Annotated in this window: 17 protein-coding genes; 10 read left to right on the forward strand and 7 right to left on the reverse strand. The window is 58.3% G+C overall.

Translation table 11 applies throughout. The annotated features are described in order from the left end of the window. The first annotated feature begins 9 nt into the window (after positions 1-9). The 5 genes from BJ928_RS27085 to BJ928_RS27105 all read left to right on the forward strand — a co-directional run bounded on the left by BJ928_RS27085 (position 10) and on the right by BJ928_RS27105 (position 4,640). Complete coding sequence (locus BJ928_RS27085) at positions 10-963, forward strand: BadF/BadG/BcrA/BcrD ATPase family protein (protein WP_047633608.1); 954 nt, start codon at positions 10-12, stop codon at positions 961-963. Further along, positions 960-1,826 (forward strand): amino acid ABC transporter permease, encoded by an 867-nt coding sequence (locus tag BJ928_RS27090; protein WP_047633606.1) that lies wholly within the window; start codon positions 960-962, stop codon positions 1,824-1,826. The genes BJ928_RS27085 and BJ928_RS27090 overlap by 4 nt, the downstream gene beginning before the upstream one ends. After that, on the forward strand, positions 1,823-2,611 hold the full coding sequence (locus tag BJ928_RS27095) for an amino acid ABC transporter ATP-binding protein (protein ID WP_082011917.1): 789 nt from the start codon (positions 1,823-1,825) through the stop codon (positions 2,609-2,611). Before BJ928_RS27090 ends, BJ928_RS27095 begins: the two co-directional genes overlap by 4 nt. Before the next feature lie 67 nt (positions 2,612-2,678). Next, positions 2,679-3,566: an ABC transporter substrate-binding protein gene (locus BJ928_RS27100; RefSeq protein WP_047633692.1), complete on the forward strand. Its 888-nt coding sequence runs from the start codon at positions 2,679-2,681 to the stop codon at positions 3,564-3,566. 66 nt (positions 3,567-3,632) lie between these two features. Then, positions 3,633-4,640 carry a phosphosugar isomerase gene (locus BJ928_RS27105; RefSeq protein ID WP_052227816.1) on the forward strand — a complete coding sequence of 336 codons (1,008 nt, stop codon included), beginning with the start codon at positions 3,633-3,635 and terminating at the stop codon, positions 4,638-4,640. 7 nt (positions 4,641-4,647) lie between these two features. Here the strand turns inward: BJ928_RS27105 and BJ928_RS27110 are convergent, their stop codons facing one another. Beyond that, entirely contained in the window at positions 4,648-5,736 is a 1,089-nt protein-coding gene (locus tag BJ928_RS27110) for an ROK family protein (RefSeq protein WP_052227798.1), read from the reverse strand. 246 nt (positions 5,737-5,982) lie between these two features. Then, a complete protein-coding gene (locus BJ928_RS27115) occupies positions 5,983-6,750 on the reverse strand; it encodes an SDR family oxidoreductase (RefSeq protein ID WP_047633605.1) in 768 nt (255 codons plus the stop codon). 266 nt (positions 6,751-7,016) lie between these two features. On the opposite strand from BJ928_RS27115, the gene BJ928_RS27120 reads away from it, so the two are divergent. Next, positions 7,017-7,772, forward strand: coding sequence for a glucose 1-dehydrogenase (locus BJ928_RS27120; RefSeq protein WP_047633604.1), 756 nt, complete (start codon positions 7,017-7,019; stop codon positions 7,770-7,772). Between the two features lie 39 nt (positions 7,773-7,811). Here the strand turns inward: BJ928_RS27120 and BJ928_RS27125 are convergent, their stop codons facing one another. After that, positions 7,812-8,246: a PACE efflux transporter gene (locus BJ928_RS27125; RefSeq protein ID WP_047633602.1), complete on the reverse strand. Its 435-nt coding sequence runs from the start codon at positions 8,244-8,246 to the stop codon at positions 7,812-7,814. A gap of 84 nt (positions 8,247-8,330) precedes the next feature. Between BJ928_RS27125 and BJ928_RS27130 the strand changes: the two genes are divergently transcribed. After that, positions 8,331-9,233: a LysR family transcriptional regulator gene (locus BJ928_RS27130; RefSeq protein WP_047633601.1), complete on the forward strand. Its 903-nt coding sequence runs from the start codon at positions 8,331-8,333 to the stop codon at positions 9,231-9,233. Positions 9,234-9,322: 89 nt separating this feature from the next. Here the strand turns inward: BJ928_RS27130 and BJ928_RS27135 are convergent, their stop codons facing one another. Beyond that, complete coding sequence (locus BJ928_RS27135; protein ID WP_082011916.1) at positions 9,323-10,075, reverse strand: Crp/Fnr family transcriptional regulator; 753 nt, start codon at positions 10,073-10,075, stop codon at positions 9,323-9,325. 397 nt (positions 10,076-10,472) lie between these two features. On the opposite strand from BJ928_RS27135, the gene BJ928_RS39425 reads away from it, so the two are divergent. Then, complete coding sequence (locus BJ928_RS39425; RefSeq protein ID WP_245432562.1) at positions 10,473-11,087, forward strand: hypothetical protein; 615 nt, start codon at positions 10,473-10,475, stop codon at positions 11,085-11,087. A gap of 109 nt (positions 11,088-11,196) precedes the next feature. On the opposite strand, the gene BJ928_RS27145 is transcribed toward BJ928_RS39425, so the two are convergent. The 3 genes from BJ928_RS27145 to BJ928_RS27155 all read right to left on the reverse strand — a co-directional run bounded on the left by BJ928_RS27145 (position 11,197) and on the right by BJ928_RS27155 (position 13,141). Beyond that, the gene (locus BJ928_RS27145) at positions 11,197-11,724 is read right to left on the reverse strand and encodes a GNAT family N-acetyltransferase (RefSeq protein ID WP_047633598.1); all 528 of its coding nucleotides are present in this window, start codon (positions 11,722-11,724) and stop codon (positions 11,197-11,199) included. A gap of 50 nt (positions 11,725-11,774) precedes the next feature. Continuing rightward, a complete protein-coding gene (gene plsY, locus BJ928_RS27150) occupies positions 11,775-12,467 on the reverse strand; it encodes a glycerol-3-phosphate 1-O-acyltransferase PlsY (RefSeq protein WP_047633596.1) in 693 nt (230 codons plus the stop codon). 128 nt (positions 12,468-12,595) lie between these two features. Continuing rightward, entirely contained in the window at positions 12,596-13,141 is a 546-nt protein-coding gene (locus tag BJ928_RS27155) for an AAA family ATPase (protein WP_052227796.1), read from the reverse strand. 229 nt (positions 13,142-13,370) lie between these two features. Between BJ928_RS27155 and BJ928_RS27160 the strand changes: the two genes are divergently transcribed. Together BJ928_RS27160 and BJ928_RS27165 are read left to right on the forward strand one after the other, a co-directional pair. Further along, positions 13,371-13,844: a VOC family protein gene (locus BJ928_RS27160; RefSeq protein WP_047633595.1), complete on the forward strand. Its 474-nt coding sequence runs from the start codon at positions 13,371-13,373 to the stop codon at positions 13,842-13,844. A 495-nt stretch (positions 13,845-14,339) separates the two neighbouring features. Then, a complete protein-coding gene (locus tag BJ928_RS27165) occupies positions 14,340-15,461 on the forward strand; it encodes an efflux RND transporter periplasmic adaptor subunit (protein ID WP_245432564.1) in 1,122 nt (373 codons plus the stop codon). The last annotated feature ends 9 nt before the right edge of the window (positions 15,462-15,470 follow it).

Genomic DNA, 15,470 nt, shown 5'->3' on the forward strand with positions numbered 1-15,470 from the left:
ATAGGGCACATGATTGCTGGCATAGATATTGGTGGAACCAAGACACAGTTCGTCGTTGAGGCCCGCGGCAAGATGGTCGGTGAGCGGATCGTGCACACAGCCGAATGGCGGGCGCGTATCGATCACGATGCCGACGCGCAGGCGCTCGTTTCGCTGCTTGTCGCAACGGCCGATACAATGCCTGAGATTATCGTGATCGGCGCGCACGGATGCGATAGCGACGATGATCGGCTTGCCTTGCAGGCAAGACTTGCCCGGCATTTGCGCGGCACGGTTCTGGTCCTCAACGATTCCGAATTGCTGTTACCGGCAGCGGGTAAGACGAGCGGTATTTCCGTCATAAGCGGCACCGGTTCGATTGCAGTCTCGCGCGATGCTGCGCGCCGGATGATCGCATCGGGCGGCTGGGGTTGGTATCTCGGCGACGAGGGAAGTGCCAGCGGCCTGGTGCGGGAAGCGGCGCGTACCATTCGCTTTGCGCTCGACCAGGGCGAGGCGCTCGATCCGCTCGGCCGCAGCGTCATGGCAGCTCTTGCCGTCTCCTCGCCGATCGAGATCGGCCGTGCGCTCGGCGAAATCGGATCGGCAGCCGGCATAGGCCGGCTCGCACCGCTGGTGTTCGAGGCAGCCGAGGCAGGTTCGCGCCATGCGGATAAGGTCATCACTGAGGCGGGTGCCTCGCTTGCCGTGCTCACAGCGCAATTGATCCAGCGCGGAGCGCCGCGCGGCGATGTCGTGACCGGCGGCGGCGTCATTGCCCGCCAGCCGCGGCTTCTTGCGGCCTTCAAATCTGCCCTCAATGAACGCCTTCCGGATCTCACGCTGACCCTTCTCGACGAACCGCCCGTGGCCGGGGCGATGGTGTTGGCGCGCAAGCTGAGCCTCGGCGACCTGCCGGCGACACTGCCCCTGCCGCATATCGACGGTGAATTGAGAACGGCCGGTGATTGGAGAGCCGCATGACCTCAAAGAAGATCATTCCCGCTCGAAACTGGGGACAGCGCGTGATCGCGGCCCTTTTGATCGCGGTCGTTGCGCTGCTTGTCTTCATGGTCGGGACAAGCCGCCACATCAACTGGTCGGCCGTACCGCAATATATCCTCGACGATACGATCCTGGATGGGATCAGGCTGACGATCCTGTTCACCATTTTGTCGATGGTCATCAGCGTTGTCGCCGGCGCCATCCTTGCCACGATGCGGCTTGCGTCCAATCCGGTGCTGTCCGGCTTTGCAAGCCTCTATATCTGGTTCTTCCGCGGCACGCCGCTGCTCGTCCAGATCATCTTCTGGTTTAACATCCAGCTTTTTATTCCAAGCATCGATATCGGCTCCATCCATATCGACACCAATTCGATCGTCACGGCTTTTGTTGCAGCCCTTCTCGCTCTCAGCCTCAACGAGGCGGCCTATATGGCGGAAATCATTCGTGGCGGTTTGCTCGCCGTCGACAACGGTCAGCAGGAGGCAGCCAAGGCACTCGGCTACACGCCGGTTCAATCCATGCTGCGCATCATCTTTCCCCAGGCGCTGCGAGTCATCATCCCGCCGATCGGCAACCAGACGATCTCGATGCTGAAGACGACCTCGCTCGTCTCCGTCGTGGCGGCTCAAGATCTGCTGACGCGTGCGCAGAATATCTACGCCCGGAACTTCCTGATCATCGAGCTGCTGATTGTCGCCAGCATCTGGTACCTCGTGATGACCACCGTTGCGTCCGCCATCCAACTCGTCATTGAAAGCCGGCTTGGAAAATCCACCAACCAGGCGCCCGGGCTTCTGCAAGGCGCGCTGCGCCTCATGCGCGCCGAGGGGAGAAACGGATGAATACTTCGATGATAGCGTCGGCAGCAAAGCCTATCGTCGAGGCGATCGACGTCCACAAATCCTTCGGCTCGCTCGAGGTGCTGAAGGGCATCAATCTCACCGTCGGCAAGGGCGAGGTCGTCTGCCTGCTCGGCCCATCGGGAAGTGGGAAGTCCACCTTCCTCAGATGCATCAATCATCTGGAGCGGATGACGGCTGGCCGGATTCTCGTCGACGGCCAGTTGATCGGTTATCACGAGCGCGGCGATACCTTGCACGAGATGAGCGGCAAGGAGCTTGCTGTGCAGCGCCGCGATATCGGTATGGTGTTTCAGCGCTTCAATCTCTTTGCCCATCAGGACGTGCTGACGAATATTTCGCAGCCCCCGGTCCTCAATCGCGGAAAATCGCGTGACGAAGCCGTCGCACGCGCGCGCGAGCTTTTGAAGATGGTGGATCTCGAGGGCCGCGGCAGCGCCTATCCCTATCAGCTCTCCGGCGGTCAGCAACAACGCGTGGCGATCGCCCGGGCGCTGGCCATGAACCCGAAACTCATGCTGTTCGACGAGCCCACATCCGCCCTCGATCCCGAACTTGTCGGCGAGGTGCTGAATGTCATGCGCAAGCTCGCAGCCGACGGCATGACGATGATCGTGGTGACACATGAGCTCTCCTTCGCCCGCGAGGTCGCCGACCGGATCGTGTTCATGGATCGGGGTGTCGTGGTGGAGGAAGGGCCGGCGCGCGAAGTGCTCGACAATCCCAAGCAAGAAAGAACCCAGGCGTTTTTGAGACGGATGCACTGACTGGCAGGCAGGCACCCGAATGAGGCCGCACGTCCTTCACGTGCACCAGCAAAAAAGGGGAATGACAATGACAGGGAAGACCAGATTCACCATCATGTTCGCGGCAGCCTTGCTCGCAAGCTCCACCGCTTGGGCGGCTGGTGTCGACCAGAAGCTGCACGCCATGCTGCCCGAAAAGATCCAGTCATCCGGCGAGATCAAGGTCGGCACCGAGCCGCAGACGCCGCCTTACGATTTCTACGGCGAAGACAATAAGACGATCATCGGCCTCGAACGCGAGTTGCGCGATGAGATGGGCACCCGGCTTGGCGTGAAGTTTACCGATGTGCCGGCACAATTCGCCAGCATCATTCCGGGCATCCAAGCAGGCCGTTTCGACATGGGCATGTCCGCGTTCGGCGATTTCGCCGAACGCGAAAAGATCGTAGATGTCGTCAACTATATGCTTGAAGGCACCAGCATCATCGTGCTTGAGGGCAATCCGAAGGGTGTCCACAAGCTGAAGGACGCTTGCGGCCTCAATGCCGGCGCGGTCCAGGGTTCGATCCCGCTTCAGCTCCTCGACAAGCAGAAGACGCTTTGCCCGGCAGACAAGCCGCTCAATGTCATGCAGTTCCCGTCGAACGATCAGATCAAGATCGCCCTGCAGAGCGGCCGTGTCGACCTTTCCATGGATACGACGGGTGTTGCGGCCTACAGCCTCCAGCATCAGCCGCCAGGCAACAAGAAGCTGGAGCTTGTGACCGGCGCCCAATATGCGGTCGGCTACCAGGCAATGCTCGTCGGCAAGGATGATCCGCAGCTGCGCGACGCGCTGGCTGCCGCCATGCAGTCGATGATCGACGACGGCTCCTATGCCAAGATCTTCGAAAAATGGGGCCTTGGCGAGAACAAGCTCGACAAGGTCACCATCAACGATGCCGCGCGCTTTGCCGACTACATGAAACTGGACTGAGATCCGCCTGTCCTCCGGCGGCCGCGATTGCTCGGCCGCCCCTCCTTCGAACATATGGAAATGACCATGACAGACAGAGTGCCCTTCCGCGAAGCGATCGCATTGCAGCCTGCTGCCCTCGACACCTGCTTCAACGCCGTCTCTAAGCGGCTGGAAATGCTCGATCTTGAGCCGGTGAGGCGCGGGCCGACGGTTCTCGTTGGCATCGGCGCCAGCCTGTATGCAGCTGTCGTTGCCGCGGCGCAGATGCGCGCTCAGGGCCTTCGCGCCTTCGCCTTGCCTGGCACCGATCTCTATGATGCGTCAGTCGATGCCGGCGAGGCTTATATCGCCTTTTCGGCTTCCGGCCGCAGCGAAGAACCAGCGCGCGCGATGGAACTTCGGCCAACCGCTCATTCCTATGGTATCGCCAAGGCGGACGGCACACCGATCTCGCGCGTCGTCAGGCATATGATCGCAACCGAGAGCGGCGTCGACAGCGGCCCGAATACGACGAGCTATCTTGGGTCCCTGCTGAGCGCGGCCCTGCTCATCGATAAGGCCGGGCGCTCGTCGGGGACGAACTGGGGACAGATTTCGGGACGCGCAGAGATTGTGCTGAAGCAGACGCGTGCTCAGGCCGATAAGGCAGCCAAGCTTCTCGCCGGAAAAAAGTCGATTGATTGCGTGGGTGCAGGCACTGCTCTCGGCACCGCCGGCTACGCGGCGCTCCTGATACGCGAAGCAGCTCGCGTCGCTGCCCAGGATTGGGATACGCTGAACTTCCTGCATGGACCGATGGAGCCGAACGACAGGGGTAGCGGCGTCCTGCTCTTCGGCAATGGCCGTGAGGTCAAGCTGGCGCAAGATCTGGCCGGTTTCGGCATTCCGTCGGTTCTCGTCACTGCGCGGACCGATATCGCGGATGGCGATAATCTCGTCGTCATTCATGTGCCGGCCTTCTCGGAAGGCATTGGCGATGCCATTTTGCAGGCCATTCCGGCACAGTTGCTGATTGCGACTCTTTCGGAGGATGCGGGTCTGCCGGTCTGCGAATTCCGCTACCGCCAGACCGATACCAAGCGCGATATCTGAGCCTTCCTCAGTTACCGAGCTGATCCGCAGTCAGTGCGGTCGGATAGAGGAAGGCAGTCTTGCCTTCTTCGCCCAGAAGTCTCGCCATGGCAAAGTCGATGGCGAGGCGAACGGCACCAAGGACCGTCGCCTGGTTCGACAGCTGGCCATTGACCACTTCCACCGGCCAGCACAATTCGTTCACGACGCTCCTCACGCCGGGCAGCAATTGCGGGTTCTGTCCGACGCCGCCGCCAAGCACGATCAACTGCGGATCGAGCACGCTGACGCAGGCCGCTGCGAGGTTGCCGATATCGCGGGCATGTTGCTCGACAATGGCACGTGCTGTCGCGGATTGGTGGGTGCGGGCAAAGAGTTCGCTGGCGCTCTTTGGTGGCGCGCCCTCATTTTCGGACCATCTTCCAGCTGCACGCTCGAGAAGGGCCGCGGAGCCCATATAAGTTTCCACCTGCTGCCATTTCGGTCGCTCGTGCTCCGACCATGGAAAGGGCAGGTGGCCGATTTCGCCCGCGCCGCCCTTGAAACCGCGGAAAAGCCGGCCATCCAAGACGATGCCCATGCCGGTCTTCACCCCGATCTGCATGTAGATCGTAAAGGAATACTGTTTTGCCGAGCCTTCGTGATACTCGGCAAGGGCCGCGCAATTGACGTTGTTTTCAAGCAATGCCGGTGCGCCATAGGCGGCCCGCAGCCGCTCCAGTACGGGTATCAGCGTCTCTCGCCCCGACAACCTTTCCAGCGATGCGGAGATGATGTTGGGCAGGGCGATCGCGATTGCGCGTAATGGTGCCGACCGCGCCTCGAACTCAGAAAACAATCGGGCGACGACGTCTTCGATCAGCAGGAACCGTTCATCGGCGGATTTGTCGATGAGTGGCAATTCTGCGGTTGCGAGAGTCGCACCGTCGAGGCCTCGCGCGACCGCGTTGATATGGGTCGTGCCGCAATCGACACCGATGACGAAGCCTGCCTTTTGGCCGAGCCCGTATGTGACTGAGGTTCGTCCGACCGAGCCGCGATTGATGCCGGCCGGTGCAAGCAGGTCGTACCGCTCAAGCTCGCTGACGGCTGCCGACATGGTGGGCTTGGAAAACATGAGCGCCGCGCTCAATTGTGGTCTTGTCGCAGGTCCACTGCTCGCAATCGTTCGCAGTACCGCCCGCGCGCTTTCCGTCAGCGGTGGCGCGTCAATTCCGGTCTGTTGCCAAGCTGTACTCAAAGGACACCCGGGGCGATGAAATTATTTGTAAAGCTCCCTTACCATCGGTGTTGCGAAATTAACAGCCATATCCCATTGAAAAATATCGCTTTGCTCGGATAAGTGCGCGCTGTTGCATTCCGATCAGATGGCGGTGAAGCCATTGTCGACGAAGAGATGGATGCCGTTGACGAAGTTGGATTCGTCAGACGCAAGATAGAGGGCCGCGCGGGCCACATCCTCGGGCTCGCCGATCCGGCCCTGCTGTGCCGCGATCGCCGCATCGGAGACGTCGACGCCAAGAGCTTGCAATTCGGCCACCTCGCGCAGCCCGTGCGGTGTGCGGATGAAGCCGGGGCAGACGGCGTTGCAGCGGATATTGCGATCGCGGAACTCGACGGCGATCGCGCGAGCAAACATATGCACCGCCCCTTTCGTGGTGTCGTAGAGCACCTCCATCGGGGTTGCGGCGACTGCTGAGATCGACGAGGTGCAGACGATGGAGCCGCCGCCGGCGGTGATCATGCCCGGCAGCACGGCCTTGGTCATCAGGAACATCGAGCGCACGTTGACGCCATGCAGCCATTCCCATTCCTCCAGCGTCGTTTCGAGAAACGGCTTGATGACGATGGTGCCGGCGTGATTGAAAAGGACGGTCACGGCACCGAAACGGCCCTCGATATCCTTCACTGCGGCGTTGACGGCTGCTTCGTCCGAGACATCAGCAACCCAATGATCGGCGGTACCACCGGCATCGCGAATTTCACGCACGGTCTGCGCCGCCGCATCGCCGTTTCTGTCGATGATCGCGACTGTTGCCCCTTCGGCGGCAAACAGACGCGACGCGGCACCTCCCATGCCGGTGGCGCCGCCTGAAATGATGGCAATCTTACCTTTGAGCCTGTCCGTCATCTGTTCCCTCGGATTACCGTGTTCCACTGCAAGAGACTATCGCGGAAAATGCGTCGAATCTATCGTCCCGTCTTTCCCGCGTCGATGCCGATCCCTTATTTCTTCGGCAATTTAGGCGGCAGACAGATCTGAACCGGGGGAGCTGTCGCTCAGAACAGCCGTCGATACACCCGCACCCCCAACTTCCACCCGTCATCATCTCCTTGAGGGGTATTGTCCCATCATGTTAGCACCGTGTCATCTATGCTGCATTTGGGAGTATTCTGATGAGATTGCGGGATAAGGTCGCCGTCGTCACCGGCGGGCAAAGGGGGATAGGCTTTGCCATCGCCAGGAAGTTCACGCGCGAAGGCGCTCATGTGACCATTGCAGATATCGGCAATGCAGCAGAGGAAGCAGCTTCGCTTTCTGCGATAGGCGCAAATGAAGCCCGTTTCATCAAAACTGATGTCGGGTCCGAGCGCGATGTCAAAAGCATGGTCGACGCCGTCGTTGCAGAACATGGACGGATCGACATTCTCGTCAACAATGCCGGTATCGAATTCTACAAGCCTGTGACAACGACGACCGAGGACGAGTGGGATCGGCTGATGAGGGTCAACCTCAAGGGCGTCTTCTTGTGCTCGAAGGCGGCGATCCCAGCGATGCGGCCATCGGGCGGGGTCATCGTCAATGTCGCCTCCGAATTGGGTCTGGTCGGAGAGGCGAACGTGGCGGCTTATTGCGCCTCCAAGGGTGGCGTTGTCATGTTGAGCAAAGCTATGGCGATCGATCACGGACCCGAAGGCATACGCGTCAATTGTCTTTGCCCCGGACCGGTCTCGACAAAGTTGCTGGAGGAGGTGTTCCTGGCAAGCGACGATCCCGAACGGATGCGCCGCAGTTTCGAGCAGCGCATGGTGCTGAACCGTCTGGGCACGCCGGACGAGTGTGCGGACGCCGCGCTTTTCCTCGCCAGTGAAGAATCGAGCTTCATGGCGGGGGCCAACCTCGTTCTGGATGGCGGTTGGACGACGCGCTAGCAAAGCGCGTCATCCCCGGTCATCGCGGGAGATGGCGTCTCACGACGCCTGCGGCATCGGCTGCATTCCAATGGGAAACACGCGGTCATAAGCGATGTTGAAGAAAAAGGCATAGACCAGGTAAAAGGCCACGATCGCAATATCCATTGCCAGCGCCGCCATCAGGCTGATCCCCAGATACCAGGCGATGAAGGGAATGAGCACGATGATCAGGCCTGCCTCGAACAAGGCCGTGTGGGCGATCCGGATCGGGATGGTCTTCTGCACGCTGCCCCTGATGCGCATCATCGCCCGGTCGAAGCCGAGATTATAGATGAAATTCCACACCGTCGCCGCCGTGGCGGAGATGATGCCGACAATCCCCATATGTTCAACGGGCTGATCGAACAACAAAGCGGCGCCGGGCGTAAAGATCGCCAAGCCGATGAGTTCGAACATGACCGCATGTCGGACGCGGTCTTTGAAGCTACGCATTTCAAAATCCTCTGTTGTTGATGATGGTGCTTCTATATGATATTTCTCATAGGTAAAGTTAGCTACTATCTGGATTTCTGATGGATGACTGTTTCACTTGAGCAATTGGAGGCTTTCGTAACCGCCGTCGAAGCAGGCTCGTTTTCAGCCGCGGCCCGACACCTGCGCAAGGCGCAGTCGGCGGTAAGCTTGCTCGTCTCGACGCTGGAGGACGATCTCGGCGTTAAGCTCTTCAGCAGGGCGACAAGAAACCCGACATTAACAGCGGCGGGGCGACGGCTGCTGCCGGAGGCGAAGCTGCTTCTAGACCGCCGCGAACATCTGATCGGCATCGCAAGGAGCTTCGAGGAACATGTCGAGACGCGGCTTGTCGTTGCGATCGACGAACTGTATCCCGAGTCGTCGACCGGTGCGCTGTTTGCCGCCTTTGCCGATCGCTTCCCGCATGTCGAGCTGGAGCTGCGGTTTCCCCCGACCAAGGATGTCGTGGGGCTGGTTCTGGACGGCAAGGCCGATCTCGGCGTGATGTGGCGGCAAGAGAATCTCCCGCCCACGCTCGGCTTTCATACGATCGGCTGGGTTCCTCTCATCCTGGTCTGCGGCCGCAACCATCCTCTGGCACAGTTCCCCGTCACCTGGGAGGAGCTAAAACGTCATCGACAGATCATGGTGACGAAGCGGAGCGACGGCATGGAAACCCACCGTTTGCGCGTCGCCGCGGAAGTGTGGTGGGTTGAAAGCCATTGGGTCATTTTACAGATTCTGCAGCAGGGGATCGGATGGGCGCTGATCCCAGCCCACATTCTCGAAAACTCGCCGCTCGCCCCTAACCTGGCAACGCCGGTGCTGCAATTCGACGAAGGTGCGCATCCAGTCGCGCTCGAGCTTGTCTGGCACAAGCAACGCTCGTCAGGCCCGGCGGCAAAATGGCTTCGGGAGCAATTCGCGGCAAACGGGATACACTATCGAAAGCTCGGGAAAGTCTAGCCGACGCCGGGCAGAGCCGCCTGCTTACTGCGCGACCACCAAGCTCATGTCTCAGCAAGCGATGGTTACAGGCGGCATTCCGGTATCGATTATCGCAGATAGGATGAGTCGAAATCGGCTAGGCGTTCCAGCCTTGCGCTATCGAGAAGTTCGACCTGTCCTTCATGAAATATCATGGTGTTCAACTCGCGCAATTGTCTGAGAACGCGATTAAAGTGGACGGTGGTCAGACCTAGCGCATCGGCAATCAACGACTGCGTTAACGGACATTGATAGGTCGTTCCTGTGCCGACACCCGCAAGATTCAATCTGGCACCAAGCTCGAGAAAGAAGTGAGCAGTCCTGTTGATCGGCCTGAGTCGCCCGATATCGACCAGGTGCTGTGTCACTATAGATTCGTCACGAAATGTGGACCACAGAATGGACATGGCCAGATGGTTGTCGGAAAAGAATGCCGCTAAAAGGTTATCAATGTCTATCTCTCCGACTTCGACACACGTTATCGCGCTGAGATTGTCATCGCAATCTGGAGATAGAAGCCGCCGCGCACCCAGAAGATCGCCCTGAACATGGAAGTTGATAATCTGTCTGGTTCCATTACGCAGGAGTCGATAGGAACATGCCCAACCAGTATAGATCAAATAGGCACTTCTAGCCTGTCTGTCCTCATGAATAATATCGCATCCCTTCATGTAGATGCGCTTGCGGGTGACAAGTGCATTCAGCGCTTCCTTGCCCAGAGAAAAGCCTGGCATATGAAAGGGTGAAAGATGCACATTCCGGCTTGTCGAGCTGGAAGGGCGGCTCAATTTGCCATTAAGCACAAGCAGATCATGCGGCATAAAAAGATGCCTTCAGGGTTTGAGATCGATACCCCCTCCCTTGCCGAGAATATTATAATGGAGAGCAGTCTTCGAAAACTTAACTCGAATTAATGATCGGTGAGAGAAGATGTGTGCTTTCCCGGGGTGATTTGAATATTTCCTCAAATGTTACAATGAATTAGAAGTTTCCGCATGGAAGGTCGGTGGTATCACGAGCTGAGCACTTCTTAGTGAAACAGTCGTGATATTCGTTCAACGCTGGCGCTGCGGCAGGCGAGTGCGGAGAAAATAGCCGGCCGATATGAGAGGCTGATCGCGTCTCTCCGGGTCTCGCCCAGATAATCAGCTAGATGAAATTTCTATGGAGAATAAGGAGTTAAGCCGGCGGCTGCCTCGTCATCGATGGTAACACGAGGTGACGGATTATGGCTTTGGTGGCCAATCATGGCTTTTGGGACGGTCGGCGGAAAACTCAATCGAAAGTAATCTTCGCTGGGGTCTGCACAGCTGTGGGGTTGAACGCATTGATCCAGATCATATCGGGGAGATGCGAAGCGGCTCAGACTGCAACATGTCGGCGCTCCTCAAGATCGCCGTGCTTTCGCAAACTCAAAATCCGCCTGTTCGGCAGAACCGGCAATTGCTCCTGATGGAGGTTGCAATGTTGAAAATGCCCAAACCGACGATCGTGTTCGCCATCTTGGGGGCAAGCTTTGCCGCTCTTGTGACGTCATCCGCTCCGAGCTTCGCTGCGCTAAGCTGCGCGGAAAGTCTTCAACTGACCGGAACGGAGTTGCGTGTTGCTCCGATGGGTCAACCAAAGAGCGAGGCCATGGGACTTTATTCTGCTGCGGTCGACGCCCATCGCAATCGGCAGGAGGGACAATGCGAGGGTGATCTCAATCGAGTCGATGCATTGCTTGACCCCACCGCATCTGGCGACGGCAATGTTGGCCTGTTCACGTCATCAGCCACGCCGTCTAGTCATAGCCACGGTCACGGCCACGGCCACGGTCACGACCGCCATTAGGCTTGCTCTCGCCGAAGGCGTGCAAGCGGTAAATCGCACACGACCCGCAACGCGTGTTGCGGGTCGTGGATTCTTCTGGGCTCGACACCGCTGCGTCTGCCATGCGCCTTTAAAGGGTCGTACCGTTCTCGGGACGAGATCTGGAAAAGAGCAGTCGGTTCATCTCAGGAACGAAGCGAACGATCCCAAAGCCTGCCGCTTCCAAGATCTTCCTGGAGCCGGCATTTTCGAGATGGGCAAATGCCCGGACTTCCCGAAGCTGTAGCCCATTGTCGGCCCGATGTAGAGCTGCCGCGACCAGCTCCGATGCATATCCGCGTCCCCAGGTGTCCCGACGGAAAAAGTATCCGATTTCGCAGCCCCAGCCCGGTTCAAACGGATCGTCGTACAAGCCGCCCCAGCCGATTATTTTTGCGTCATCCCTTCTGACAACAGTCCATGGCGCATATCCGTCGCGTCGACGCCGCCATTCGTAAGCGGCAATTCTGCGGCGACAGGCGGCGATTGTCTCGTCCACATGGGTGTAGCACATGGCCTCCTTATCCCCAAGGAATTCGAACAGAGCGGGGATATCCGACAGGCGTGAGGGGCGCAGTAACAGGCGCGGTGTTTCGATCTGAGATCCGAGGTTCTTCATGTGATTCTGCCAATGAAGATTTCAGGTATGGCCGAAGAGGTCGTCGACCTCTATGCTGAGATATCGAAGGGCGCCTTGGGTTTTGGGACGCTTTGCCCCAAACGCGGTTCCTGTCCGGACAGCAGCCGCTGAATATTGGCGCGGTGGCGCGCGATGACATAGACGCCGCCTGCTATTACCAACAACCGATAGGGCAATGGTTGCTCCAGAGCGAGGACGAGAGCCATTGCCGCCAATGCGGCAAGCATTGAGCTCAAGGAAACAATTCTGGACGTTGCCAGGACGATGCCGAAGATTGCGGCCGCACCCAAGCCGATCGGCCAGGATAGTGCCAGCAGGACGCCCAGTCCTGTTGCCGCAGACTTGCCGCCGGTAAAGCGCAGCCAAATCGAACGCCCATGTCCTAACAACACGGCAAGCCCGGTCAGGCAAGTGACCCACTCTCCCCAGACTTGCAGATCAAACCCTGTCGGCGCCGTGATCGATGGCAATGCAGGGAGCCAGGGATAGAACCAGCGAGCAAAGATGATCGCTACGGCACCTTTCAGCAAATCGATCGTAAGAACCGCCAGCGCCGGCCATTTGCCCAAGGTACGCAACACGTTCGTCGCTCCGGTGGATTTGGAGCCGTGTTCGCGGATATCGATCCCCGCAAGCAGCTTCCCCACGAGGTAGCCCGTGGGTGTGGAACCGATGAGATAGGCGATGATCAATCCGGCCACATTTGCTATCCAGAAAACCATGGGAGTAACCTTCGCGCTTCACTTCGGCTCATTCGTCATGCGGACCGCCCTCCATCCTCCGGTGCGGTTGCCGGCGCATGCGGGCCGAGTTCGCTCGTCGGCATGTAGTGGTCTACAACCTATGAGCCTTATGAAAAAGTCTCAATCCAATCTTGAATATGTTGCGCCGTTTCCTGGGCAGAGGAATTCGTATTGTCGATGGTCGTCCGATGCGTTGCCCCATCGTCGAAAAGCGAACGCTCGGCAACGAGCCGATCTAGAATTTCTGCTTTTCGGCTTTTTCCACGGTTGCCGCGATCTTCACTGACGATGCGACGAGTATTCTCGGCGGGAGAGCACATCAGGGTAACGGAAAAGAGCGGGCAGTTTCGCGCTCGCGCCAGATCAATGATCGCCTGCCAATTTTCCTCGAGAAAGCCGCTTGTTCCTCCACGGGCAACGACGCTCGTCAAGATGACGGGCAGGGTCGAGGGCAGTTTTAGAATCGTCGTGAAGGCCGCAGATCTGACGGCGCGGACCAGCTCATAATATTCAGAAGTTCCGCCCTCGGCCAAAGCATATCCCACATTCAAGATCGTGTGGTTGTCGAGGAGCCTGCCGCCCATGATCGCGCGCAATTCGCGCCCGGTCGTCAGCTTACCAACGCCCGGCCATCCGCTTATGTTGATCAGCATCGTGTGCTCCAATCGTATGTTGTAGCTCGTAAAGAAGTCCGTTTTCAGGGTCAGCCATAATCTGCTTCGGCCTGATCCAGGTAAAGCCTTGTTGACCAGCCGGATCTCGGACGCCCGGTGCCGATGCGATCATGCCTTTGCGAAATGATGCCGCCGGGGGTGGAGAAGTGCAATCCTGCGCCTATCTTGTGAAAGAAGAGAGAAAACGGAGCGCGAAAGGACCAAAGCGATGGCAAAGAACGCGATTTGCCTCTGGTATGATAAGGATGCCGAAGCGGCGGCCAATTTCTATGCCCAGACCTTTCCAGACAGCGCTGTCAACGCCGTCATAAGAGCGCCTGGGCACTATCCCGAGGGCAAGCAGGGAGATGTGCTGGTCGTCGAGTTTACCGTTGCGGGGGTTGCCTGCGTTGGCCTGAACGGCGGTCCGGCGTTCAAACACGATGAAGCCTTTTCATTTCAGATCTACACCGAAGATCAGCAGGAAACCGATCGCTATTGGAACGCCATCGTCGGCAATGGCGGTCAGGAAAGCGAGTGCGGTTGGTGCAAGGACAAATGGGGCGTGTCCTGGCAGATTACACCGCGCATTCTGATGGAAGCGCTTCGCGCGGGTGGCGATCCGGCAAAGCGTGCTTTCGATGCGATGATGACGATGCAGAAGATCGACGTTGCAGCGATAGAAGCCGCTCGACGCGGTTGAGAGATGTGCTTTGCTATCGAGTTAGCCAATGCTCTGGCTATGCTAATTGAGCATATCTGTCGCAGTGGTGCCCTCATTGCTTTTGTTCAAGACTCTATTAAATATGAACTAGGCATGGAAAATCGGCTGTTGTCGATCGAGCAATAACAACTTATGCTCGATCAAAATTGAGGCAGTCCAATGGCGTTTGACTGGTGAGGTTTGCATAGGATGGCCGCACGGAACGCCGCCAGTTCCATTCATTGCAACTTGAGACCGCCTTCAATGAACGCGGAACGCTATTCGGCGATGAATTTTCTGCGCCGGCAGTTTACCCGTTTAATCTTACCAATTCTGTCGATGATCGGTTACTGCGCATCTGCCGCCTGTAAGCCAGGCTATGCGTGTGGCCCCTGTGGTGCCGAAGGGTTGCCATGAGATCCGGCGGCACCCACATCATAACAACTCCTATCGACCTGTTAGCGAAGAGTAGAGTGACCACTCATGATAAAACGCATGATCATCATGCTGATCGTCATAGGCCTGATCCTTGGCGGGATCTTCGGCTTCCAGGCATTCAAGAACCGCATGATTGCGGCTTATCTGGCTAACCTCAAGTCGCCACCGCAGACGGTGTCGACGATTACCGCGGCGGCGAGCCCGTGGCAGACGACGCTGCAATCGATCGGCAGCTTCAATGCGGTTGAGGGCGCCAGTCTTTCGGCACAGGTCTCGGGGATCGTACAGACGATCGGTTTCCAGGATGGCCAGGACGTCAAGAAAGGCGATCTCATCGTGCAGCTGCTTGCCGATCAGCAGATCGCGACGCTCGACCAGTACAAGGCGACGATGGCGAACGCGCAAATTGCCTATGATCGCGACTCCAAGCTGATCAAGGCGAACACGATTGCGCAAAGCCAGGTCGACAGCGATCTGGCGAACTGGAAGGCCGCGCAGGCGCAGGTTGCTTCACAACAGGCATTGATCGATCAATACTCGATTCGTGCGCCTTTCGACGGGCATCTCGGCATCCGGCTGGTGAGCCTCGGCCAGTATCTGCCGGCGGGGACCGCTGTCGTCACCTTGCAGTCGCTCGATCCGATCCAGTTCGATTTTTCGCTGCCACAGCAGGCTCTCTCGCAATTGAAAGTCGGGCAGGCGGTAACAGCGACGGTCGATACCTACGGAAGCCAGAGCTTCGAGGGTAAGATCACCGCCATCAGCCCGCTCGTCGATACTCAAAGCCGCAATCTGACCATACGCGCGACCTTCCCAAATACCGACCGCAAGCTGCTACCCGGGATGTTCGGCAACATAACGGTCGTGGTCGGTGAACCGAAGGAATATATCTCCCTGCCGCAGGCCGCCGTTACCATCAACCCCTATGGCAATGTCGTCTATGTCATAACCGACAAGGGTAATGGGGCGGATGGAAAGCCGCAGCTCGTCGCCAATCAGAAATTCGTCAGCACAGGGCAGGCCCGCGGCGACCAAATCTCGGTGACGAAGGGCCTCAACGCGGGCGAAGTGGTGGTGACGTCCGGCCAGCTGAAACTCAACAACGGCACGCCTGTCATCATCAACAACGCGGTGCAGCCGTCGAACGATCCCAACGCGAACCCGGCAAACCCGAACTGAGGTGTGACG

The sequence above is a fragment of the Rhizobium sp. WW_1 genome (genome assembly GCF_003610155.1).
GTDB lineage: Bacteria > Pseudomonadota > Alphaproteobacteria > Rhizobiales > Rhizobiaceae > Rhizobium > Rhizobium tropici_A.

Excerpts from the sequence above, each read along its gene's own strand:
- BJ928_RS27145 (WP_047633598.1), bottom strand. The coding sequence starts at position 11,724 with ATGAAGAACCTCGGATCTCAGATCGAAACACCGCGCCTGTTACTGCGC.
- BJ928_RS27165 (WP_245432564.1), top strand. The coding sequence starts at position 14,340 with ATGATCATCATGCTGATCGTCATAGGCCTGATCCTTGGCGGGATCTTC.
- BJ928_RS27095 (WP_082011917.1), top strand. The coding sequence starts at position 1,823 with ATGAATACTTCGATGATAGCGTCGGCAGCAAAGCCTATCGTCGAGGCG.
- BJ928_RS27105 (WP_052227816.1), top strand. The coding sequence starts at position 3,633 with ATGACAGACAGAGTGCCCTTCCGCGAAGCGATCGCATTGCAGCCTGCT.
- BJ928_RS27135 (WP_082011916.1), bottom strand. The coding sequence starts at position 10,075 with ATGCCGCATGATCTGCTTGTGCTTAATGGCAAATTGAGCCGCCCTTCC.
- BJ928_RS27120 (WP_047633604.1), top strand. The coding sequence starts at position 7,017 with ATGAGATTGCGGGATAAGGTCGCCGTCGTCACCGGCGGGCAAAGGGGG.
- BJ928_RS27110 (WP_052227798.1), bottom strand. The coding sequence starts at position 5,736 with ATGTTTTCCAAGCCCACCATGTCGGCAGCCGTCAGCGAGCTTGAGCGG.
- BJ928_RS27085 (WP_047633608.1), top strand. The coding sequence starts at position 10 with ATGATTGCTGGCATAGATATTGGTGGAACCAAGACACAGTTCGTCGTT.
- BJ928_RS27115 (WP_047633605.1), bottom strand. The coding sequence starts at position 6,750 with ATGACGGACAGGCTCAAAGGTAAGATTGCCATCATTTCAGGCGGCGCC.
- BJ928_RS27160 (WP_047633595.1), top strand. The coding sequence starts at position 13,371 with ATGGCAAAGAACGCGATTTGCCTCTGGTATGATAAGGATGCCGAAGCG.
- BJ928_RS27125 (WP_047633602.1), bottom strand. The coding sequence starts at position 8,246 with ATGCGTAGCTTCAAAGACCGCGTCCGACATGCGGTCATGTTCGAACTC.
- BJ928_RS27090 (WP_047633606.1), top strand. The coding sequence starts at position 960 with ATGACCTCAAAGAAGATCATTCCCGCTCGAAACTGGGGACAGCGCGTG.
- plsY (WP_047633596.1), bottom strand. The coding sequence starts at position 12,467 with ATGGTTTTCTGGATAGCAAATGTGGCCGGATTGATCATCGCCTATCTC.
- BJ928_RS27155 (WP_052227796.1), bottom strand. The coding sequence starts at position 13,141 with ATGCTGATCAACATAAGCGGATGGCCGGGCGTTGGTAAGCTGACGACC.
- BJ928_RS27130 (WP_047633601.1), top strand. The coding sequence starts at position 8,331 with ATGACTGTTTCACTTGAGCAATTGGAGGCTTTCGTAACCGCCGTCGAA.
- BJ928_RS27100 (WP_047633692.1), top strand. The coding sequence starts at position 2,679 with ATGACAGGGAAGACCAGATTCACCATCATGTTCGCGGCAGCCTTGCTC.